The following is a 24486-nucleotide window of genomic DNA, read 5'->3' as shown; positions in this document are numbered from 1 at the left end:
ATCAGTTGATGAGTATCGTATTTTCTTTACTGGCCTCGATGCCTGTGAGGGTATACACCTGCGCAGCGGCATCGTATTGCCCCTTGCCATTGGCAGGAGCTTTGTCTAAATGCACCCTGAGGGTAAAGGTCCTGGTGGGAGCGTTAAATTTCCCTTCAGGTGCACTGATGTGTATGCGGCAGCTGCCATTTTCTGTCCGCTGATCTATGTGGGTAATTGCATAGCTCCCCTGCTGATATTGCAGGCTTTTGCCATCATCGGTATACAGGTCTGCCTTGCTCTCAGTGCCGGGATATATTTCCAGTATCACATTGTCGATTACACGCTGCCCTACATACTGCACCACCTGCTGCTTTGGAATAATGCTGCCTGCTTTAATGAAGATAGGTACTTTGTCAAGCGGGCATACGGCATTCAGGTAGGTCTTTCCCTCATAATGCCGGCCTGTCCAGTAGTCGATCCATTCGCCCTGTGGTAGATACACCACGCGGGTGGCCGCCCCTTTTTCTGTAACCGGGCATACCATGATATTCTCTCCAAGCAGGTACTGATCTGCAATGTTGTAAACATTTACATCATCCTGGTAAGCCAGTACAAGGGCGCTCATGATGGGCGTACCGGTTTTATACTGATGATAGCTGGCACTATAAAGATATGGTAGCAGGCTATACCTCATTTCATCATATTGCTTAAAGATTTCGGTGACTTCCCGGCCATAACGCCAGGGCTCTTTATAGCCCGGATGATCCATGCCGAATAATAAAGCCACCGGGCTTAGCATACCAAACTGTACCCAGCGTACATACAATTCCGGATCTGCAGCTTGCTCAAATCCCCCCATGCAATGCGCCCAGTAACCGACACCGGATACGCCTATATTCAAACCCGCTTTTATCACCGGTTCAAAGTACTGCCATTGACTGGGCCAGTCACCCGCAAAGATGAAAGGGAAACGCTGAATACCGGCATAGCCTTCGCGGGTTTGGTTCAGACCACGCATTTGGTTATAAGCAGCAAACTGCTCGTACGCCGCCTTCGCATACGCGATCGGGAATACATTGTGCAGGCGCTGGGCTTCAGGGCCACCGGGGCCGGTCTTTGCACTTTCATTGGCCAGGGCACCAAAAGCGCTGCCCTCGTCTGTCTTAAAAAAACGTGCACCAGCAGCGGCTACTTTCATGGCAGCATGTTGCCACCACCAGCTCACAGCGGCAGAATCAAAATAGTTGATGAACTCACCGGGGTTATTCGCCTCCGGATATGTATAATGTAAACTCCTCGCAGTGTCTAACAATTTATAGCGTGTACCATTGTCTATCCTTGGCCGGATATGCAGGCCCACCATATTATAATGTAAATTGTACAGGGTGTCGAACATTGCCTTCGGATTACTAAAGGTCTCTCTCCACTCAAAAGAAGTTGCTCCTTTACCTCCGTTCTCCCCAAATAATCGCCAGGTAGAATCCAGGAAAAGAATATCTACCGGGATGCCCATCTTCCTGAACCGGCGAGCCAGTTCTATCACATAGGCGGAAGAAGTCAGTTCCTCATGGCCCCAGGTACCACCGCTATAGGTGCCTACATGCAGTCCAAGGGCGAACTGTGGCAATAAAGGAGACTTACCGGTCAGACCGGTATACTGATCCAAAAGATCTGTAAACTGAGGGCCGTATATAAAGTAATATTCCAGTGGCCCCCGGGCAGCAGAGAAACTATAGGTATCTAAAGCTGTATTCCCCATATCCCAGCTGGAATTATAGGTCGTATGCAGGAAAATACCATAGCCCTTTGTACTCATGAAAAAAGGTACCGGGCTGTAATTCGCCTGCAAAACATTGTAAGCACCTACAATATGCGGCTTCTCCTTACCCCTGCCTACCTCGAGCTGCACTTTTTTACCCCGCTGATCCAGGAAGTCCATTCGCTCTCCAAAGCCAAAGAAGTGCTCATCTGCCTGAAGTACTTTTTTGATGCCGGAAGAATCCCTGCTTTTATCAGCAGAGAGTAAGCGGCCATTGGAATCATATACTTCCAGTAACCCCGTTGTGCCAACCACGACCCTGAGACCGCTGGTGGTAAGCTGTAATTTCCCATCTCCATCATTGACCTGTACCGACACACTATCCCAGGCATACCTTGTTACCATCAAAGGCTCCCTGGCAGGGTTACCATAACTCACCCTGAATAGGGTCGGTGTACAAAATTCCAGCTGAAAAGACTGTGCTGCGGTGTGAATTTGAAATGCATTCCCCTGCCGGGTAAATTGCTGTGCCCGGGCTGGCATTATCACATACAAACAAATTATCGTAAATATAGACCTGATCATAGCCTCAAATCTATCTCCTATCCCATAATTGTGCAATGGATAATTGTAGTAAACCCTGTAAAAATGTGGTCAGCGGCATGGAAAAATTGACAAAAGGATAGAAAAATGTGCGAAAAAGTGTTGCTATGACACTATAGGATAATGAGTAGGGGTTATTTTTTTATATTGCTCATACGAACGAACTGATTCAGGCTTTATAAATTCCATCCGGCTAGTTCCACCTGATGCCGGCAAAGAAAAACGTTATGCGACTGCAACAATACTTCCATTTGTTATGCGGCTTACTATTGCCGTCCTTAACCGGGCTTTCCATTCTTTCGGCCAGCCCTGTCGATACAAATCCGGAAAAGAAAACCCGAACAAATACCGTCAGGGAGACGCAGGCTGGTACTGCCAGGGAAACTCATACGGGAGCCGCCAGTAAAACCTACACAAATACCTCCAGGGAAATTCACACAAGTTCCCCCAGGGAAACTCATACCGGAACAGCCAATAAAACCTACACGAATCCCCCTGGGGAAATTCACACAAGTTCCCGAACCAACACCGATCCCTCCGCCAATATCCGGCTGGAACAACTCACCACATACGACGGCCTCTCCCAAAATACCGTACGCTGCCTGCTCCAGGATAAAAAAGGATTTATCTGGGTTGGCACCCTCAATGGCCTGAACAGGTACGACGGCAGAAAATTCACCGTATACCGCACCAATACCGGCATCACACAGCCCATTAGCGACAACCGCATCCGCTCCCTCTATGAAGACAAAAAAGGCATTATCTGGGTCAAAACTGCCGAAGGGCATTACCATTGCTTTGACCCCGGCAAAGAAACCTTCATCAATATCATACCCGACAGCGCCGACCTCACCTACGACCACCTCTTTGAAACGACAAAAGGCGTATGGCTCTATAGCAAAACCAACGGCTGCCTCCACAATGGCCGCCACTATAACTTAGGTTCGGTACATTTTATATTCGAAGACTCCCGGCATACAGAATGGATAGGTACAGATAAGAACTTATACCAGCTGGACAAACAGGGAAATGCAATACCACTGTATGAAGGCAACTTTATAAAAGCCATCACAAAGGCGGAGCAATTGTATTTTATAAAAAAACAGGGGATCCTTATCCATGACCTGCACACTAACAAATGTACTTTCAACGATCCTTTACCCGGCACCATCCTCACAGATGCCGCTATCCTACCCAATAACCGGATCTTACTGGGCACCCAGCAGGATGGCCTGAAAATAGCTGACCTCCAAAACAATCGTCTCATCCCCACCACCCGCTTATTCGGAGAAGACATCCCCGGCCATATAGATATTGAGACAGACCAGGACGCAGGCATCTGGGTCAATAACCACACCGGCAACGTCTGGTACCTTGACCCCGCGCAGGCATTCAGTCAGCGCATTACACTGATCCCTGCCAGCGTCATGAAGGTCATCGACGATTGCCGCTTTGCTTTTGCAGCAGATCATAAAGGCAAGGTATGGATCACTACCTATGGCGGTGGCCTGTATTGTTTTGATAAAACAAACCGGCAGCTGCAACGTTTTGTATATGATCCGGACAATCCCAATGGCCTTAGTACCAATTACCTGCTCAGCGTCATTGCCGATCGCGCCGGTTTGATCTGGGTAGGTGCCGAACATACCGGTCTGCAAAAACTCACACCGCAATCCCTGCATGTGACCCATATTTTCCCCGAAGCACAAACCCCGGAACGCTATGCCGCCAATGGGGTAAAGACCATCTTCGAAGATAGCTACAAACGCATCTGGGTCAGTACACGCAATGGGGCTTTGTATCTATACAATGATCACCTCGAAAAAAACCGCTCCTTAGATCACCTGCTCCCCGGCCAATGCGCAAACATCTACTGTATGACCGAAGATGCAAGGGGCTATCTCTGGATTGGCACCAAAGGCGATGGCGTATACATCGTACACCGCGATTCCCTCCAGCAAAAAGCCAGGCATTTTTTATTGCCCAGCAGAGATAACAGATTAGTGTATACCATCATGCAGGACCGCCAGCAAAGAATGTGGGTCGGTACCTTTGGCAGTGGTTTATATCTCGCTACCTACAAGGGTGGGAATCAACTGGAATGGCAAAACTTCTTTCATGATGGCGTGAACCCTGTATACATCCGCTGTTTATTGCAGGATCAGCATAACCAGCTCTGGGCCGGCACAAACAATGGCCTGCTCGTATTTAATCCCGAACACCTGCTGGCGGGCAATAATGACATCACCACCTATCAGGCAGGCCTGGGTAGTAATGAAATCAAAAGTCTCTGCGAAGATCATAAGGGAAGGATCTGGATAGGCACCACCGGTGGTGGCTTTAGCAGGTTTGTACCACAAAAAAAGACATTTATCAATTACACCACTGAACAGGGGCTTTCGCACGATGTGGTAAATAGCATGCTCGAAGATGCACAAGGTAATCTCTGGGTGAGTACAGAAAATGGATTAACCCGTTTCAACCCTGAAAAGAGCACATTCGAGGTCTTCTATTTTGCCAACAATCCATTAGGCAATTTATTCTCAGAAGGGGCGTGTTTTCGCAGGGAGAACGGGCAGCTACTCTGGGGTAGTCTGAATGGGTTTTACAGTTTCTTCCCGGGGCAATTGAAGAATGGCAATGCAGATGCCCCCGTATTACTGACCGGGCTGAGTGTGGCCGGCAATCCCGTAGTACTGGAAGAATCTATCAGCACTGCCAGGTCCATCACCTTAGAACCGGGTCAGAAAGTATTCAGTATCTCCTTTGCTTCACTGGCACTCCGGAATCCGCAGCAGAATAAATACACCTATATCCTAGAAAACTATGAAGATGAATGGAATGCGCCCTCCAGTTACAATGTGGCTACTTATCGCAATCTGCCTCCCGGGAAATATACATTCAAAGTACGGGGTACCAATGACGACGGTAGCTGGAGCAAACATGAAGCACGCATACAGATCACGGTATTACCGCCATTCTGGAGATCGAATGTAGCCATTATGTTATCACTTGCACTGATCATCGGTATGGTGATGTGTGTCATCGTGATCAACAGGCGCATTCATCGCCTACAACATGCAGTGACCCTGGAAAAAGAACTGACAGAATATAAGCTCAATTTCTTTACAGATATTTCTCATGAATTCAGAACACCCCTGTCACTCATTGTGAGTGCCATGGAACAATTAATTCCCGGTAAGCAATCCGGCAACAAGCATCTGCATATTATGCAAAGACAGGTCGCACACCTCATGCGCCTTGCTGACCAGCTCCTGGACTTCCGGAAAATACAGCATAAGAAACTGCAGTTACAGGTACAGGAAACGGAAATGATTCAATTCATACAGGACATCTGTAATGGTTTTACGGACCTGGCGGCACAAAAGCAAATCACCTTGTCATTTCGTGCAAATGTAGATGCCTGCATGGCCTGGGTAGACCAGGGCAAGCTGGATAAAATACTCTATAACTTATTGTCCAACGCACATAAATTCACACCTGCCGGCGGTAAAATTGACCTGCTTGTACACATAGATCACCAGCTTACCATCAAGGTAGTTGACAATGGTATTGCTATCTCTGCCGAGAAACAGCACATGGTATTCCAACGTTTCACCCAACTCAATTTCTCCCCTACCGGTACAGGTCTCGGCCTGTCATTGACAAAAGAACTGGTCACCTTACACAAGGGTACCATCAGCTTTGAAAACAATGCAGATGCCGGCGTTACATTCACTGTCAATTTGCCTGTTCACAAACTGGCGTATGTAGCTGATGAAATCGTGGAACAAACTATTTGCAAAGCACCTGTACTGCCCTTTATCGATGATACAGATACAGCAGCAATCGTTGCCCCCAGTTCACGCTACAGTGTATTGATCATTGAAGACAACCCGGATATTTCGGCTTACCTGGCTACTACACTCAGTCGTTATTTCCATATCTACACTGCGGCCAATGGCAGGGAAGGCCTGGAACAGGCCATAGCACAATCGCCTGACCTGATCGTATGTGATGTCATGCTGCCTGAAATGAACGGATTGGAGATCACCCATAAAATAAGAAGTGAGTTCCAGACCTGTCATATTCCCGTAATATTACTGACAGCATTATCCTCCGGAGAACATCAGCTGCAGGGCATTGATGCCGGTGCAGATGCTTACATTACGAAGCCATTTAGTACCCGGTTCTTACTCACGAGTATCATCAGGATCATAGAACAACGCGAAAAGATCAGGAAGCGCTTTGCAAATGATCCCGGTTTCTTTGCCGTACATATTTCAGAGAATGAAGCGGATCAGCAATTCCTGGAAAAGATCAATATGATTATTGAAAAGAACCTGGACAATGCACAGTTCTCAGTAGATGATTTTGCCCTGGCGATGAAGATGGGCAGGACCTTGTTTTATAAAAAAGTAAAAGGGCTGACAGGATATTCCCCCAATGAATATATCAGGCTGGTCCGGGTGAAGAAGGCGGCAGAGTTACTGAATACCGGTGAATATACGGTAGCGGAGGTAGCTTATAAAGTGGGGATGAATGATCCGTTTTATTTCAGTAAATGTTTTAAAACACAGTTTGGGGTACCCCCCAGTGTACATTTAAAAAAGGTGAAAGCAGCGGGTTAAAAAACTTCGTAATCGAGGGAGTGTGTCAATTGGAACCGGGTCTATTCTAAATGAAAAACGGAATTCACCAGGGGAAATGACAACCATTTTCAATAAAACATTCATGAAGGAGGAAATTCACCAGGGGGAATGACAACCATATTCAGGAAAAAAGAGGCAGGTTTATACAACCAGCCCCTTTTTATCTTACATCGATAGTTTCCGTGATATCGTTACCGTCTTCTCCTCTGAAAGTGAGGAAGGAAGTACCGGGCTTAGTCGGTATGTATTTATAGGTGGCGGAACGCTCCGGAATATCCATGGTGCAGATACAGCCTTTATAAATTGCCTGTACTGTTACGATATGGGCACCCGCGGAGTCCTTTTCTATAAATTTATTAAATTGTCCACAGCCGCTCATGACATGGAAATACACCTTGATGCTGTCGTTGACATGTTCAATCCTTGATACGGGTACGATGGCATATTTGGTACATTCTCCGTCTCCTCCCGGAGTGGTTTTCTTACTACAGCTGCTGAGCAGCGCTACGCTCAGAATAAGGTAAATGGTTCGCATGGTAATTAAACGCATAACGGAACCATTTGGTTACACAACAATCGAAACTTACATCGCAATGCAGGAAAACAATGTTTTCATAGATACAGTATTTGGTTATTTTGAGTCTGACGAAGATAAGGTCAAACAGCATGACCTAAAACATTTTTTTTCTATCTGAGAATGTCTATTTTTATTCCATACTTTTTCCACTTATGAAAACTATCCGGCTTCTTGTCATAGTATTAGTCATTGGTATGCACGCATTTGCACAGGATAAAGACATTATTCATATATGGCCAGGCGAGGTACCCGGAGAGACATCTCCGAAACAACCCGCTCATCCTACTTCTGATTCTTCCCGCGGTGTGGTGCGCCTCACCGACGTGACCGACCCTACTCTCCAGGTCTTTCTGCCGGCCAAACCAAATGGCGCAGCAGTGGTAATATGCCCTGGTGGAGGTTATAAAATACTCGCTATCAACCTCGAAGGATATGAAATAGCCAAATGGCTGAATAGCCTGGGTTTCACTGCATTCGTGTTACAATACCGTGTACCTGACAAAGAACAAGGCGCCTTACAGGATGTGCAACGTGCCATCCGCCTCGTAAAAAGCAGGGCCACGGCCTACAAAATCAACCCTGACAAAGTAGGAGTACTGGGCTTTTCCGCCGGCGGTAGTCTCAGTGCCCGCATCAGTACCCTCTATGATACAGATAGTTACGCCAAAGTAGATGACGCAGACAGGCAATCAGCCAAACCAGCCTTCAGTGTCCTGATCTACCCCGCTTACCTGGACAAGGGGGAAAACCGTTCCCTTACACCGGAGCTGAAAGTAAACGCCAATACCCCTCCTATATTCCTGTTTGCCACTGCGGACGATCCCTATGGCAACAGTGCTTTGGTCATGGCAGGTGCCCTTCGGGATGCAAAAGTGCCTGTAGAACTGCACTTTATGTCACAGGGCGGTCATGGTTATGGTTTACGCAAGGGTAACATAGCTGCCGAAACATGGCCTTCGCTGGCCGCCAAATGGCTGGCCCCTATAGCCGATGATGATAATCACCAGCACCACTGACACTCATCATATGCATTAACCCCACCGTAGCGGAATTTTACAGCTGTAAGGCTGATCTTGTAACTATGCTCTACGGTAACAACCTGTATAAAAAGGAATACGATAAAGAACTACAACGCTTTGAAGCGCTGTTCAATTTTGCCAGCATTGGCATACTGGTGACCAATCGGCAGGGTGAGATCGTCCTGATTAACGATTTTGCCCTGGAACAATTTGGTTATCAAAGAGAAGAGCTCATTGGCCAGACCATTGAGCGCCTCCTCCCCATGCGATTCCGGCCAAGACACGAAGAATACCGCGACGGCTTCAGTAGCCAACCCCAAAGCCGCCCTATGGGTATCGGCATGGATCTTTTTGCACTAAAAAAAGATGGCTCTGAATTCTCAGTTGAAGTCAGTCTCAGTCAATACCAACATGAAGAAGGCTCTTTCGTCATCTCTTATATCAATAATATCACCGAAAGGAAAAAGGCGGAAGAGAAGCTCGAAAAAATGCATAACGAGCTGGAACAGAAGATCGCTGAACGTACCCAGCAACTCACCCATGCCCTGGAACAACTGGAACAGTCCAAGCAGGAGGTGATGATAGCACTGAACAAGGAAAAAGAACTGAGTGAGCTGAAAAGCCGCTTCGTTTCCATGGCATCCCACGAATTCAGAACACCACTGAGTACCATTCTTTCCTCAGCTTTCCTGGTTAATCAATACATTAATACCGAAGACCAACCTAAAAGAAGTAAACATATACAAAGAATCATCTCTTCCGTGACCCTGCTCACCGAAGTATTGAATGATTTCCTGTCTGTAGGCAAAATTGAAGAAGGAGGTGTCACCGTCAGAAGCAACACCTTCGATATGCAGCTACACACCACAGCAATAATCCAGGAAATGCAGGATCTTGTACAGGAAGGCCAGAAAATTGAATATGAACATAAAGGCCCTTCCAAGGTAAAATTAGATCCTTCGCTGATCAAACACATTTTGCTCAATTTATTGGGTAATGCGATCAAATTCTCCGGAAAACATGCGGTGATCCGCGTAAACACCCTTCAGAAAGGACATATTATCAAACTCGAAGTAAGCGATTCCGGTATAGGCATCTCCGAGGAGGACCAACAGCATTTGTTTGAGCGGTTTTTCAGGGGCACCAATGTCAGCAATATACAGGGTACGGGATTAGGGCTGCACATTGTAAGTAAATACGCAGAATTGATGAACGGAAAAATCACATGTAAGAGTGAATTAAATAAAGGTACTACCTTTACAGTGACCTTTCTGCAATCTTAATTTAAAACGCTCGACTGATGAAAACTATCTTACTCATAGAAGACAACGACGATATTCGCGAGAACACCGCCGAAATCCTTGAGCTGGCCAACTACAAAGTATTAACCGCTGAAAATGGTAAAACCGGCGTAGAACTGGCACTGGAGCATCAACCGGACCTGGTGGTATGTGATATCATGATGCCCGTACTGGATGGATACGGGGTACTGCACCTGCTGCAAAAGAACCCTGATGTTCAGGATACCCCCTTTATCTTCCTAACCGCCAAGAGTGAACGTGGCGATTTCCGTAAAGGGATGGAAATGGGAGCCGACGACTATATCACTAAGCCATTCAGTGGTACTGACCTGCTGAATGCCGTGGAGAGAAGGCTCAAAAAAGCCGCTGTAAAGAAATTGGAACTTACGTCAGATATGGAAGGACTACAACAGCTGTTGACGAGTGCAACCGGTACGAATACACTGCAAACCCTCATGGAAGAAGGTAACACCGACCGGTTCAAGAAAAAACAACTCATTTACCAGGAAGGTAACCGCCCAACCAGCCTTTATTACATACAGAAAGGCAGGGTAAAAACCTACAAAGTAAATAATGACGGTAAAGAACTGGCAGCCAACCTCTATAGCGCCGGCGACTTCCTGGGCTATGTAGCCCTCCTGGAAGGCAGTAACTATCACGAAAATGCAGAAGCACTGGACGATTGTGAACTGACCGCCATTCCAAGAGAAGACTTCGAAACACTCATCAACAATAACCGGGAAGTTGCCCAGCAATTTATTCGCCTGCTGGCTAAAAACATTACCGAAAAAGAACAGCAACTGCTCCACATCGCTTACAGCTCCCTGCGTAAGAAAGTGGCAGAAGCCCTCCTCTTCCTCAAAAAGAAATACCACGTGGCCAAGGATCAGCCATTCTCAATCGATATCTCCAGAGAAAATCTGGCTACTATCGCAGGAACAGCTACAGAATCCATGATCAGAACACTGGGGGATTTCAGAGATGAGAAATTACTGGAGATCAAACAAGGGGTAATCACAATCCTTAACGAACAAAAGCTGGCTAATCTAGTAAACTAAGCATGATAAAAATCAGTTTTCTTACTGACCCGTATCCTGTTTGGCCAAACAGACGCTAAGTATCTTTGAACTGATAAGATTTTTAGCGATGGAAGACTTGCGCAATGCCCTTGATAGGTGCAAAAAACAACTGGCCGTACTGGAAAACCGGAATATCAACCTTAAAACCCAGTTAGCCAATATTTTACAGTTTCACTTTGATCGTTCCCTCCTGGAAAAACTGGAGTACTTCCATACTTCTTTTCTTCAGATGGACACACGATTTGAAGCGCTGCGCAACGAGGTGGCTTTACAACAAGCCTGGTTAACCCCACATGAAAGCGATTTTTCTACTGAGGAACATATCAGGCGACACCAACAGCACATGCTGGAAAAGCTGGAAAACATGGAAAGAGATGCGAGGAGACTGGGATTAGGATTTGATGAATACGTGAACGAGCACTTTCCCGTGAATCTGGTCTTGCAGGCGCAGGAGGTAAGAAAACGAGATATCAGGTGAAGATTTTAAATAAGGACTGCAATGCGGTCCTTATTTTTTTTATACAAATTAAAAATTAGCCCTATATTAGCCCCGATTCCCAGCCCTATGTCAACAAAACGACTAATCGAAATTATATCAGCATTGCTGATCTTCCTGTTTGTATATACCAGCATCAGCAAACTGATGGACTATACTGTATTTAACCGGCAACTCAGCCAATCCCCCTTTATCACTCAATACGCAAATATCGTCTCCTGGGCACTGCCCCTGGGAGAACTCCTCATAGCAGGTATGTTGTTGGGTAATAAAACACGTTTAGCAGGCCTTTACTGCTCTTTTTTCCTCCTTTGCCTATTTACCTTTTACCTGGCCGCAATGCTAAGGTATAGCCCCTATATACCCTGTTCCTGCGGAGGCGTGCTTCAGCACCTTTCCTGGCAGGCACATATTATATTTAATTCAGCATTTATCATTCTGACCATCATTGGGGTGCTATTGCATGTAAAAAAGCAAAGCTGAAAAACGTTACCAGGGATCGCCGAAAACCTGCAGAAAAGAGTAGGCATTTATCAGCTAAAGTAATAATCTTAAGACCATGAAAAAGACCCTGAGCATCACCTTCATTGCTGCTCTTCTGGCAGTAAGTACCGCGTTTGCCAGCCGGAGAGAATTAACTACATGGGTTTTGTGGAACGGATTCTACAAAACCGCTATTGCCAGCGATATCAAATGGATGTATTGCTATGGTGCCAACAACCAGATGTGTGCCGTTGATGTTAACAATGGGTATAATCTCATATTTATGCCATAATCCAACATTCCTAAAATTTTCAGGGGTTAATGCTGAAAAGCATTAACCCCCTTCCATAATATTCTATTCTACCATGCGCAAAGCAATTATCATTCTCCTCTCCCTGTTCCTTTCCGCCATCATCATCGTCACCTTCCTGGTGCAATCTGCGCCCCTACCCAATAAAGTACGCAACGGATTTGACAGGACCATCCTCCCGGCCAGCTTCCTGACCCCACTGGGCAATATGCCCACCGGCGACAGCATCCAGCTCGTGAGCGGTGCCACCCCAACACAAATCTTCCTGTCTACAACCGACCCTACTCTTATTCTCAGTACCGACTACCATTTCAAACAGTCCAAACGCATTAAACTGGCCCTCTCCAAGGGGCTCATCGATTCCCTGCAAAGATATTTCTTTACCATCATCGACTCTCCCTTCGTTCATATCTATGCCTATAACCTGCCGGCTATTATCACCCTGCCCCTCTCCGGTGGCCCTGCACAGGTATTCAGATTACCACCGGGCGGTTATTCTAAAGCATATGCCATCGCCCCCGATCAATTCATTCTCCGTAAACTGGACAGGAAAATCTCTGACCAGCAATTCCTGAAAGTAAATACCAGCACCAGTGAGATCACGGTAGAAAAGAACCTTTCCACCCTGCACCAGGACGGTGGTATGAGCACAGACGGCAGCCTCACTTATGATACCACAGGCAAAAAACTGGTCTATACCTATTTCTACCTCAATCAATATTTTAGCTTCGATACCTCCCTGCAAAAATTACAGGAAGGTCATACTATCGATACCTCCACACACTCCCGCTTCCAGCTGGCCGAAGCCACCGCCCGCAATGAAAACGTGCTGACCCGCCAGGGGCCGGACCAGCTGGTGAACAATACCAGTTTTGTATACAATGGAAAGCTGTTCATTCACTCCCTGCTAAAAGGAGATCATGAACAAGCAGGTAAATTCAGCAGTAATTCGGCCATTGATAAGTATGACCTGCACACCAATCAGTACCAGGGCAGCTTCTATCTGCCAGTGCGGGCGGAGAAGGTGCGCCACATTTATATCTTCAACGATAAAATGGTCATAGAGGGCAGAGATTACATCTATAGTTACGTCATTAATACCCGGGATTCTGTATTAAATTAGGATCCTTATCCAGTTCCCCCTGCGGAATGGGGTAATACGCCGCCCAAGCCTGCCAATACCCGGGTTTCAGCGCACCCAGTACCTGATTCATGGTTCCCGTGCGCTGCAGCGAATGCCAGCGGTCTCCCCACTCACAAAAGAGTTCCACCCTCCGTTCCTGCGCCACCGCAGCAATGGTGGATGTACGGGTACCGTTCGGATCCAGCGCATCCAATCCTGCCCTGCCCCTGATCTCGTTCAGGTCCGCAATCGCATCTGCAAATTTTTCCTGCTGCGCCCTTGCCTCTGCCCGTATCAGGTATTGCTCTGCTATGCGCAGTACCACCAGGTATTCCCTGTCCTCCCCGCTGGCAGGCATCCGTTTTTTATATTTATATGGGTAATAATAAGTGGTTCCTGAATAAGTAAATGAGCGGGTCCAGGCCGTTTTACGCAAATCACCATCTTCAAATCCCCCCATCATAGTGGCAGATAAAGGGTAATAAGAAGTACCATCATTCCCTGGCAGGAATAACTGCCCCGGCAGGGTATACCCATCCTGGGTCCAGATCTGCAGGATCGCCTGCGGACTATTATACAGGAAAGTACTATCCTGTACACACAGGCGATACCTCCCTGAACTGATCACCTGCGTGGCATAGAATTCTGCCGCAGCAGGTTGCTGGTTTTGCAGGCAAACCCTTGCCATCAGCGCCATAGCCGCATCTTTCGCCGCCCGCACCGGTGCGGCACCGGGCTTACTCTCCGGCAGGAAAACCATTGCTGTCACCAGGTCCTTCTTCATCCATTGATAAATACTGTCTGCCCGGTTACGGGAAGCCCTGGCAGTTTGATTCACATCGGTAGTCGTAATATAAGGCACATCCCCCCAGCAATTCACCAGGTAATAATAACACAAAGCCCGCATAAACATCGCTTCACCCTTCCATTGCAGTACCTTCTCCGCGTTGAGCCCTTTTGCCTGCGACAGTCCTTCCAGCACCGCATTGCAGCGGTATATAACCTTGTAACAGGCACTCCAGATCAGGCTGATCTGCGCGTCATCTGCCGGGATACTGTTGTTCACAAAACGCTGATAATAGCCATTGAGTGTGCCTCCCTCATCGGCAGTCATTCCATTGATCACAGACAGCAGGTTGCCACTGTAATACATGCCCATGGTGTAATAAATATCCGCCACAGCAGCATCTGCACTTACATCTGAACTGAATACAGCCTCCGTACTCTGCTCATTGTCTGTAGTAGGAACAGTGAGCAATTTTCTGCACGATACCAGGCAAAATGCCAGTAATATAATTCTTACATATACCATGTACTATAATGTTAACTGCATACCTCCGGTGATGATCTTCAGTGGAGGCAATGCTAATTGTGTTTCCGGGTTTGCACCATTGTAGGATGAAATAGTGAACAGATCCTGCCCCGCCGCATAGACCCTGCATCTGCTCAGGTGAACCTGTTTCATCCAGGGAGCAGGCAGTTCATATGCGAGACTGATATTCCTGAGCCGCAGGTAACTTGCATTCATATAGGCAGCATTGGAAAGTGACAGGTTCCTGTTAAGATCGAATGCTACATTGCCCGGCGTTGCACTGGCCCGCTGCACATCTGTCTGATCCCCGGGTTGCTGCCAGCGACGGAGCGCGTCTGTAGTTTCATTGCGCAGGCTACCTGGTGCACTGGCCAATGTCTGGCCCTGCTGCCTTACATATTGCAGGAAGCAACTCATTGAAAATTGTCTGAAAGTAACATCGTTTGTCAATCCCAGGTAATAACGGGGATCCTTATTGGAGATCGTCACAACATCGTTCCCGGCGGAGAGCGCACCATCTTTGTTTACATCTTCAAACATGGCAACCCCTGTCTCCGGATTAATACCCAGAAAATGAAATCCTCTCACAATGTTCAGAGACTCCCCGATCGTAAATGTACCTGCATAAGCAGATCCCGCCAGTGCCGGAAATGACTGTAATTTGTTATTAAAGAAAGTTGCGTTCAGGCTGCTCTTCCAGCTAAATCGCAGGTGTCGTATATTGGTAGCAGTGAGTTCTATTTCCCAGCCATTATTACGCACAACAGCAGGCAGGTTGGCCTGGTAACTGGCGAAGCCGGATATGCCCGGTAACTGGTAGCCAACCAGCTGGTTGCTGCTCCAGTTTTCATACCGGGCCAGGGCAAAGAAAAACCGGTCTTGCAGGAAACCCAGTTCCAATGCAGCTTCCAGCTTCCTGCTTTCCTCCCAGCTATATTTATTATTAGCAATGCGCAATGGAGTCAGCGTACTGTTGTTCTGATAATTTCCATTCACACCATAGTTACTCATATACTGGTAATCGGGGATCTGGTCATTGCCCGTAATGCCACCACTTACACGGAGCTTACCAAAACTCAGCCAGTTCAACCTCTTTATCCATGGCTCTTCAGAAAAGATCCAGGCAGCCCCGATGGCCCCAAAATCCCCGAACTGTTTACCCGGTCCGAAGCGGGAGGAACCATCCCTTCTATAACTAACATTCAGCAGGTACTTATTCTGCCAGTTGTAATTCCATCGTGTAAAAAATGAGATGTATCTATATTCAACGCGGGTATCCGGCTTCCGGATGACGGTATCCGCTGCAGACAATGCACCCAGCTTACTTTCATCCCCATAACCACGCCCCTCTGCATACTGCCCCGAGCTTTTGGTACGCTGAAAGGTGCCGCCCACCAGCGCATGCAAACTTCCCTTTGCAATGCGCAGGGTATAATCTGCCTGCGGTTCTATGATATATCCAGCCCGCCGGTTCTCCGCCACCCGCATATAACTGCCGGTAGCAAATGCAGGATCCTGTGATGACAGGGGGAAGGTAAATAACTGCCGCATATCAATACGGGCATAGCCTCCGCTCATCCTGAGATAGAAGCCCGGTAGCAAACGATAGCGCAGCACAAGGTTACTCAATAAATTGTTGGTTTCACTATTCGCATGTTGTATTAAATACGCTGCCGGGTTATCGAGGTAAGTACCCCAGTAGAAATTTCCGTTCTGATCATGCATAGGATAGTCAGGCGGCAGGTTGATAAGAGAATACAAATCGCTGGAAATACTCCTGTTCTTATCGGTTGTAAATAAGGTAGTACTATTGACTTCAAAACGCTGACTCACATCGTGATGTTGTATGCTAAAATGCCCGCCTCCTCTGCCATAGCTGAGTGGCCCGGGCAATACAGAACCCTGCCTGTAGTAATTACCTGCCAGTCTGAAAGTAGTCAGTTCATCGCCACCGGCATAACTCAGCTGGGCATTGGTAACAGGCGCCGTGCCACCCGTCAGGTATTTCTGCCAGTTCATATTGAGGGTCGTATCCCACAGCAACAGGTCTGGTGCCTCGGCAGCGGTGGGTATCACCCCGTCATTTTTAAAAGCATTCCTGCGCATAGCCAGGTACTGACTGCTGTTCAGCATATTGAATGTACCAGCGGTACGCCCTCCTCCCTGGTATACGTTCAGCTCCAGCAATGATGGGCCAGGTTTTCCTCTTTTGGTGCTGATAAGCACAACGCCATTGGCCCCACGGGAGCCATAGATGGCCGTAGCGTCGGCATCTTTAAGAATATCGACACTTTCTATGTCAGCAGGATTGATGCTGTTAAAAGGGCTGATACTGCGAATAGCACCCTGTAGCACATCTATCTTATTCAGTGGGGCAATGTCGAAAGGAACACCATCCACAATGAAGAGCGGATTATTACCCGCAGCAATGGAATTACGCCCCCTGATGAATACTTTGATTTCTGCCCCCGGCAGACCATTGGTATTCATAACGAGCAAGCCGGGGATCTGTCCCTGCAGGGTCGTCAGGGGATTGACAGCAGGCTGATTGCCGATCTGCTGTGCGCTGACACGGTTTACATTTCCAGTGAGCAATCGGCGGCTACTGGCACCGTAACCAATTACGACAGCGGCATCCAGACTACTCACGGCTTCCCGCAAATGGATCACATGCGGATAGAAAGGAGTTAATACAGTATCCAGGGAGACAAAGCCCAGGGATGAAATATGTAAAACAGCATTGCGGGGCAGCTGGCTTAGTTCAAAAGCGCCATCGTTCCCGGTGGTAATACCACGCGAACTGCCTTTGAGCATCACCGTTACACCAGGTACGGGTTGATCCCCATCTGTTCTGATAGATCCCCTTACTGCATAGTGTAGGGTATCCGGTGCAGGCACAGGTTTGGCATCGGCAACGGCCGGTTTTTGTAAAAAAATCCTGTTGCCCAGCAGTGTCCAGCTGATTTTTCTGTCTTGTAAAACGAATTGTAAAACATGCTCCCATGGCACCCTGCGAAAATGAGCATTCACTTTTTCTGTTTCATCCAGGATAGCATTGTCGAAAACAAAATAATAACCGGTCTGCTTAGAAATACTTTTAAAGATAGCTGATAATGGAAGGTGTTTTCCCACCACCGTTACTTTTGCACTGTGATCAGCAGGTTGGGCTAAAACAGTGGACGGCAGTAATAAAAGGCACAAAACACAAAGGGTTCCAATAGCGCTACAAACATGCTTGGCCATCCTTGAGTTTTAAGGTACGGATTTGTCGGCTTCTTCTGACAAGTGTCGAATTGGTTGAGTTTATATCACAACGTAATATGCTTTCGTCTTAATTGAACGGGCTTATAGAATGTTTTCCTTAGTAATGAACGTGTTCATAGCATGCGTTTAATTTAAAGCACCCGCTTGTTGAATGCTTTTCTCTTTATTGAACGCCTTGATTGAATTTTTTTTATTGTAAAGAACGCTTAATTATTACTGCTAAGATAAATCTTCTCTGCTGTAATGTGATATGATATTCCGGAAGTTTTTTTCAGCCCATCGAGGAATTCGGTGACAGGATGGTCTCTCTCTATCACACCTGTGAGCTTTTTATGGGTTAGTGCAGTATCTTCAAAAACGAGTGTTTTACCATACCAATGGCGAACCACGGCATCAAGTGAACGGAGTGACTGGTTATAATAAGTATACTCCCCCTTACGCCATCCCAGTGTAATGTTCTCATCAAATGCACGCATGACCTGCGAATGTCCGGCTGAATACACCGTTTCCATACCAGGCTTCAGCAATACAGCAGGTTCATGACTGCGGGCCGTACTTACACGACCCTGAACCAGGGAGGTAACTACCATGCTATCCGAATAAGCATTTATATTAAATGCTGTTCCCAGTACCCTGGTATCGATTGCACCCGTGTGAACAATGAAAGGATGCCCGGCATCAGGCGCAATATTGAAATAAGCTTCTCCTTCCAGGTATACATCCCTCGTGCTTCCATTGAAAGCAAAAGGAAAGCGTAAGCGGGAGAAAGCGTTGAGGTGTACCTGTGAGCCATCTGCCAGCACCACCCTGTAATCACGACCGGTGGGTACCAGCAGCGTATTCCAGCCATTGGCACTGCCGGTGGAAGTAAAGGTAAGCTGACCGGGTACCGGATGGAGTTTTGCCTGTTGAGCAGCAATGTCTTCACTATTGTTTTCCGGCAGACTAATGGTATCGCCATTGTCCAAAAGAAGTTTGACCATACCAGCGCTACCGGCATTGGCCATTCCCCCATTTGGAGCACGCTTATTTCCTGAAACCAGGAAAAACAGACCGATAGAAATTATTAGCAGGAAACTGGCAGCCGCCAGCCAACGTTTTGCAGGGGATTTTTTGATGTTATTTACCTGTTCGAGGAAATCCTCAGGGAAGGCTTCCAGGGGTTCTTCAGGGATGGCAGATGCGGAAGGGGTTTGTACAAGTTTTTCCGCCGATTGTTTTCCTGTTCTCCTCTCCTCTTCCATCGACTTCAGTTGCTCTTCCGATAGCTCCAATCCACGCTCTCCTATCTTCATTCCTTCCCCCGGATCTGCTTCCAGGAGAGACACTACCTTTCCCCAGGCCATTTCATTGTACAAATCATTCATAAAGCCAGGACCTGCCGCCTTCAATGCGTCTTCCATTTCGTCAAGACAGCGTTGCACATTAGGATCTTCCGCGGCCGCCTTATTCAGGTAGTCGAGGTTTTCCTGGCTGATTTCACCGCTCAACTTTTCAAGTATCAGTTGAAAGATATGTTCTTCGTTATGAATCATTGGGCTAAAAAAGAAAATTGCCACCTACTACAGGCGACAGGTTTTTCGTTGGCATTAATAATTACTATTTGCGAAGCCTGAGTGTTCTGAGGACTTCTCTGCATAACTGTTTAGCGTATAGGACACCATTTTCCATCATTCTCCTGAATGGGTCTCCTCCATCCTTCTCAGGCAGGGAAAGACTCAGCGCTCCGTTCATTTCTACCTGGTTATAGGGTGCCGGCAAAGGGAACTCAACGTGTTGAACCATCAGTAAGCCGGGATCTGCTGAAAAGCGGTCGTTCGAATTACTTTTTCTTACCAGATTAACACAGCTGTTGTGAACCATTTTATATAAATATCCACCCATCGAGTGGTCTATTTCCAGATATAACTGCTCCTCCCACACCTGCACAAATACGTGCTGCACCAGCTGCTCCGCCTCTTCCATTACCGTCAGCATCGTCCTGGCCTTCAGGCATAAGGGCTTATAATATTTCATAAAGAAATATTGGTAAGCTTTCAAATCTCCGCCTTTCAGGGCAGCCAGCATTGCCGAATCATCCATATACTGCATACAGCGTGTTTTTGGGAAAAACGTTAACAGTTATTACCGTAAATATCATATTTCCCTGATCGCCACAACGTTAATACCATGTTAACACATATATTTTACGTTTTTGGGGCCGCCTATGGCTGATTCTGGTAGAAAAATTTCTGTAAAATTCCCCTGTAAAACCGCGGTAAACCTACGATCTATTAACTGAAGAACGGTTACTTTATTGCTTTAACGATTTACTTTTTCGGGGGATTTTTTAAAATTATCCAGGTACAAAAAAGCACCCTTCGAAAAAGGAGACCATGAAAATCAGGTCCTTGTTACTGCGCCTATTGTACTCATTGTTGCCCCAGCAATTCTAACAGCACATCCACATCTATCGGCTTGCTCACATACCCGTTCGCCCCTGCCGCCAGGCATTTCTCCCGGTCTCCCACCATCGCCTGCGCCGTTACCGCTATCACCGGGATCGCTTCCAGTGCCGGGTCATTCCGCATAATGGACAAGGCTTCATATCCATCCATTTCCGGCATCATCATATCCATCAGTACCACGTGCACATCCTTTTCATCTCTTAGTACCTGTAATCCTGCCGGGGCATCCACTGCCGTTAATACCTCAAATCCTCTTGCCTTCAATACCAGCCTTAATGCGTATATGTTACGCGCGTCATCATCTATGATCAGAATTTTTTTCATTCGTCTTTTTTGCGTTTCGGGATTTCTTATGCATTACGGGAATTATCATACAACCATACCCGCAGTAAAGACACCAGCTGGTCTATATCCACAGGTTTGGAAATATAATCAGAAGCACCTGCCCGGATACATTTCTCCCTATCCCCAATCATCGTCTTTGCCGTTACCGCAAGTATTGGCAAATGCCTATATCTCGGTACCTGCCTGATCCTACGGATCGTTTCATACCCATCCATCTCCGGCATCATCATATCCATCAGTACAATGTCGATTTCCCCGTTATTTTCCAGCTGCTGCATCGCCTCTTTACCATCCAGTGCCGATACGATCTTCATCTTATGCTGCTCCAGCGCCTTCGTCAGGGAGAATATATTCCGCACATCATCGTCTGCAATCAGCACCGTCTTTCCATTCAATACTTCCTTCAGGCTCCCCAGTTGCTTGCGGCCCGGCTTCTGCCCGCCCTTTTCCTCTACCAGATGCAGGAACAACGCCACCTCATCCAGCATACGCTGATAAGAATGTGCCGTCTTGATCACAATACTATCTGCATACTGACGGATCCTGTTTTCCTCTGCACGAGACAGGTTCTTACCCGTAAAGATAATAATGGGCAGATTTTCCAGGCCCGGATTATTCTTCACCGTTTCCAGTGTTTCGTACGCATGCTGGTCAGGTACTCCCATATCCAGGATCACACAGTTCACATCCTGCTTTTGCAGGGCTGTAATACTGCTCGAAATATTACCCGTGATCTCTGTACTTACACTGAAGTTTTCCAGGAAGTAAGCCAGTGCCTGCGCATGCTTGGGATTTTCCTCTACAATCAGCACCTTCTTTGGCCCTTTGCTCAGGGCTTCCTCCAGTTGCTGAAAGATGCGTGGCATCTGCTCCAGCGCCAGTGGCTTGTTAATGAAGTCTACCGCTCCTTTCTGCAAACTTTCACGTTTGGCATCCATACTCGATACAATATGTACCGGAATATGACGGGTAGCCGGATTCGACTTCAATGCATCCATTACCTGCCAGCCACTCTGTACAGGAAGTACTATATCCAGCAGGATCGCTACCGGCTTGTATTTTAAGGCCCATTCCAGGCCCTGGTCACCTCTTACGGCCACAATGCCTTTATACCCACGTTTACGGGTAAAATCAAGCAATATGCGGGCATAACTGGTATCATCTTCTACGATCAGGATGATCTTATCGTTGGCGGTAATGTCGTTCCTGTCATCAGGAATTTCATCCGGAATAGCACTCGCTATAAAGTCTGCATATTTATCTACAGGTTGCTGTGCCTCCTGCCATACTTTTTCCGCCTGTTCCTGGGTCGCTTCCTGTGTTGACTCCTTCTCCTCCTCTTCCGGATGTACCGGGATGATCACCATGAATTCACTGCCATGTTCAGGTTCGGAATCCAGTTTCAGTTCCCCATGGAGTAACCTTGTCAGTTCACGGCTGATGGAAAGACCAAGTCCTGTACCACCGTACTTACGGCGGGTAGAGCCATCGGCCTGCTGGAAGGCTTCGAAGATGACGGCCTGTTTGTCTTTCGGAATACCGATACCCGTATCTCTCACGGCGAAGCGTACATAAGTTGCCTGATCAGGCATCAGCCCTACCTGCAGTGTCACCCCTCCCTTCGCCGTAAACTTCAGTGCGTTGGACAACAGGTTTTTCAGGATCTGCTCCAGTCGCATTTTATCTGTTTCGATCAATGCCGGCGCATCTGCCAGGATGTTGACATTAAAACTCAGGTTCTTTTCCCTGGCGATTGGTGCAAACAGGGATTCCATGTCCGTACAGATCTCGTGTACCGGTACGTTGGCAAACTCCAGGTCCATTTTACCCGCTTCGATCTTTGAAAGATCCAGGATCTCATCGATCAGGTTCAGTAAACCCTTGCCGGAGCTCTGGATCACACGGGCAGATTCTACCTGGTCTTCCAGCAGGTTGCCTTCATTATTCTCCGCTATCAGCCGGCTTAGCAACAGGATAGAGTTCAGCGGGGTACGCAGTTCGTGCGACATATTCGCCAGGAACTCTGATTTGTACTTGGTACTCACTTCCAGTTCCTCTGCTTTCTTCTGGATCTCCAGGTTACGTTCTACAATTACCTGGTTCCTGTCTTCCAGCATGCGGGAGCGTTCTTCCAGTTCCTGGTTGGCCTGTTGCAGTTCCTCCTGCTGTACGCGGAGTTCCTCTTCAGATGCCTGGAGTTTCTGGGCCTGCGCTTCCAGTTCTGTATTGATATTTTCGAGTTCGGAGTGTTGGGTTTGTAGTTCTTCTGACTGTGCCTGTGTTTCTTCCAGCAGTTCCTGCAGGCGACGGCGATTCTCTGCCGTGATAATGGCCAGACCTATGTTGTGACTCACCTCTTCCAGGAAAATGACATCGTTTGTCGTGTAAGGAGTGAGACTTGCCAGTTCAATCACACTTTTGATCCTACCTTCGTAATTGATAGGAACAGTAATGATACTGGTTGGTTTTATCTCGCCGGAAGCATAGCTGATGCTGATGTTTTCAGGCGTCACATCAGTGATTAAAATCGTTCTGGCACTGGCCGCACACTGGCCCACCAGCCCATGACCGAAAATGATTTCTTCCCTGTCAGCACCAGGTACAAACGCATAACTACCGGATAGCCGCAATTTTTTATTGGATTCATTTACATACAAAGCACCCACCTGGCTATGGGTATATTCTGCCAGGAATTCAATAATGTGAGCAGTTAACGTTTCTACCGTTTTTTCCCCTACCATCTTATTGTTCAAGCCTGCCACACCTGTCTGGAGCCATTCCTTATCGCCCAGCAGGTTGAATGAGGTTTCGAGAGAAGCAGCCATTTTATTGAGGGAGAAAGACAGATTACCCAGTCCGTCTTTCTCCTCATCATTCACACGTGTAGCATATTCACCTGCCGAGATTTTCTCAGCGATGTTACGTATGATATCTATACGACGGGTTATTTCCCGGTCTTTTGCTTCTAAGGCATGTTGTAATCCGGTGCGGACATCGAAGTCACGTTTTACACGGACGTAAAACACAGAAGTGATCATCAGGGCCAGGATGGCTGCAATCACAATGAGGATAGGCGTATAGCCGGACACCCGGTTCAACCTGTCCGTACGATCCTGCAAAAGCTTTCTCTCCCGCGCCTCCATCGTCTTTACAATATTGCGGGCATCGTCCATGATTAAACGCCCACTTTGCAGCGTATCATAGCTAATTCCCCTGCCCATTTTTTTTGCTTCAACGGATCTTTGGAGGAGCTGTTGTCTCCTCATAATGAGGAGGCGTAACTGTTCTACTGAGGTTTGTTGTGGAGGATTATCCACAGTTTGGAGCCTCACCTGTTGCAATCCTGCAATAGCACTGTCGTAAGCTCCCTTGTAAGGATCAAGAAAATCTTCATTGCCGGTAAGCAGGTAGCCACGTTGTCCTGTTTCCCCATCCTTCATATAGGAGATCGTATTTTCAAGGCCCATGATCACCTGGTTAGTGTGATCTACCAGTGCCGCGCTATCCATCAGGTTCTTAATACTGAAAAATGATGCGACTGAACTGATGATCAGCAGGAATAAGGATAAGCCGAAACCAATCAAAAGATTTCTCCTGAAAGTAGAACTAGTTTTCATCCATTCGTTGTTGTGCGGTGTATAAGGTCGTAAATATAGTGCCACATTATATGTTAGGTAAAAAAAAAGAGCTTGCATCTTACCTGATACAAGCTCTTTTTTTGAAAACGGAAAATG

The 24486-nt window shown here is 47.1% G+C and carries 16 protein-coding genes; 8 read left to right on the top strand and 8 right to left on the bottom strand.

The features are described from left to right. Position 1 precedes the first annotated feature (1 nt). On the bottom strand, positions 2-2284 hold the full coding sequence (locus U0033_RS32670) for a glycoside hydrolase family 31 protein (protein WP_072362980.1): 2283 nt from the start codon (positions 2282-2284) through the stop codon (positions 2-4). 287 nt (positions 2285-2571) lie between these two features. Between U0033_RS32670 and U0033_RS32665 the strand changes: the two genes are divergently transcribed. Then, on the top strand, positions 2572-6975 hold the full coding sequence (locus U0033_RS32665; RefSeq protein ID WP_177318646.1) for a hybrid sensor histidine kinase/response regulator transcription factor: 4404 nt from the start codon (positions 2572-2574) through the stop codon (positions 6973-6975). Positions 6976-7156: 181 nt separating this feature from the next. On the opposite strand, the gene U0033_RS32660 is transcribed toward U0033_RS32665, so the two are convergent. Beyond that, positions 7157-7546 (bottom strand): hypothetical protein, encoded by a 390-nt coding sequence (locus U0033_RS32660; protein ID WP_072362982.1) that lies wholly within the window; start codon positions 7544-7546, stop codon positions 7157-7159. Positions 7547-7725: 179 nt separating this feature from the next. On the opposite strand from U0033_RS32660, the gene U0033_RS32655 reads away from it, so the two are divergent. From U0033_RS32655 to U0033_RS32625, 7 genes are all read left to right on the top strand, one after another. Further along, positions 7726-8589 (top strand): alpha/beta hydrolase, encoded by an 864-nt coding sequence (locus tag U0033_RS32655; protein WP_072362983.1) that lies wholly within the window; start codon positions 7726-7728, stop codon positions 8587-8589. A 65-nt stretch (positions 8590-8654) separates the two neighbouring features. Beyond that, positions 8655-9875, top strand: coding sequence for a PAS domain-containing sensor histidine kinase (locus U0033_RS32650; protein ID WP_072362984.1), 1221 nt, complete (start codon positions 8655-8657; stop codon positions 9873-9875). A gap of 17 nt (positions 9876-9892) precedes the next feature. Beyond that, a complete protein-coding gene (locus U0033_RS32645) occupies positions 9893-10951 on the top strand; it encodes a response regulator (protein WP_072362985.1) in 1059 nt (352 codons plus the stop codon). An 88-nt stretch (positions 10952-11039) separates the two neighbouring features. Continuing rightward, entirely contained in the window at positions 11040-11450 is a 411-nt protein-coding gene (locus U0033_RS32640) for a hypothetical protein (protein WP_072362986.1), read from the top strand. An 87-nt stretch (positions 11451-11537) separates the two neighbouring features. After that, on the top strand, positions 11538-11951 hold the full coding sequence (locus U0033_RS32635) for a MauE/DoxX family redox-associated membrane protein (RefSeq protein WP_072362987.1): 414 nt from the start codon (positions 11538-11540) through the stop codon (positions 11949-11951). A 76-nt stretch (positions 11952-12027) separates the two neighbouring features. Further along, on the top strand, positions 12028-12243 hold the full coding sequence (locus U0033_RS32630) for a hypothetical protein (RefSeq protein WP_072362988.1): 216 nt from the start codon (positions 12028-12030) through the stop codon (positions 12241-12243). Between the two features lie 73 nt (positions 12244-12316). Then, positions 12317-13384, top strand: coding sequence for a hypothetical protein (locus U0033_RS32625; RefSeq protein ID WP_072362989.1), 1068 nt, complete (start codon positions 12317-12319; stop codon positions 13382-13384). Here U0033_RS32625 and U0033_RS32620 read toward each other — a convergent pair. From U0033_RS32620 to U0033_RS32595, 6 genes are all read right to left on the bottom strand, one after another. Beyond that, the gene (locus U0033_RS32620) at positions 13356-14696 is read right to left on the bottom strand and encodes a RagB/SusD family nutrient uptake outer membrane protein (protein WP_072362990.1); all 1341 of its coding nucleotides are present in this window, start codon (positions 14694-14696) and stop codon (positions 13356-13358) included. The genes U0033_RS32625 and U0033_RS32620 overlap by 29 nt on opposite strands. A gap of 3 nt (positions 14697-14699) precedes the next feature. Continuing rightward, entirely contained in the window at positions 14700-17939 is a 3240-nt protein-coding gene (locus tag U0033_RS32615) for a SusC/RagA family TonB-linked outer membrane protein (RefSeq protein ID WP_083571635.1), read from the bottom strand. A gap of 227 nt (positions 17940-18166) precedes the next feature. Then, complete coding sequence (locus tag U0033_RS32610) at positions 18167-19495, bottom strand: FecR family protein (protein ID WP_072362992.1); 1329 nt, start codon at positions 19493-19495, stop codon at positions 18167-18169. A 64-nt stretch (positions 19496-19559) separates the two neighbouring features. Beyond that, positions 19560-20051 (bottom strand): sigma factor, encoded by a 492-nt coding sequence (locus U0033_RS32605; RefSeq protein WP_072362993.1) that lies wholly within the window; start codon positions 20049-20051, stop codon positions 19560-19562. Between the two features lie 320 nt (positions 20052-20371). Continuing rightward, entirely contained in the window at positions 20372-20731 is a 360-nt protein-coding gene (locus U0033_RS32600) for a response regulator (protein ID WP_072362994.1), read from the bottom strand. 26 nt (positions 20732-20757) lie between these two features. Beyond that, entirely contained in the window at positions 20758-24414 is a 3657-nt protein-coding gene (locus tag U0033_RS32595; RefSeq protein WP_326980859.1) for a response regulator, read from the bottom strand. Positions 24415-24486: the final 72 nt, after the last annotated feature.

Origin of the sequence: Chitinophaga sancti (assembly GCF_034424315.1) — a bacterium.
GTDB lineage: Bacteria > Bacteroidota > Bacteroidia > Chitinophagales > Chitinophagaceae > Chitinophaga > Chitinophaga sancti.
Note: the sequence above shows the minus strand (reverse complement) of the source record. Positions and strands in the feature narration are given on the sequence as shown.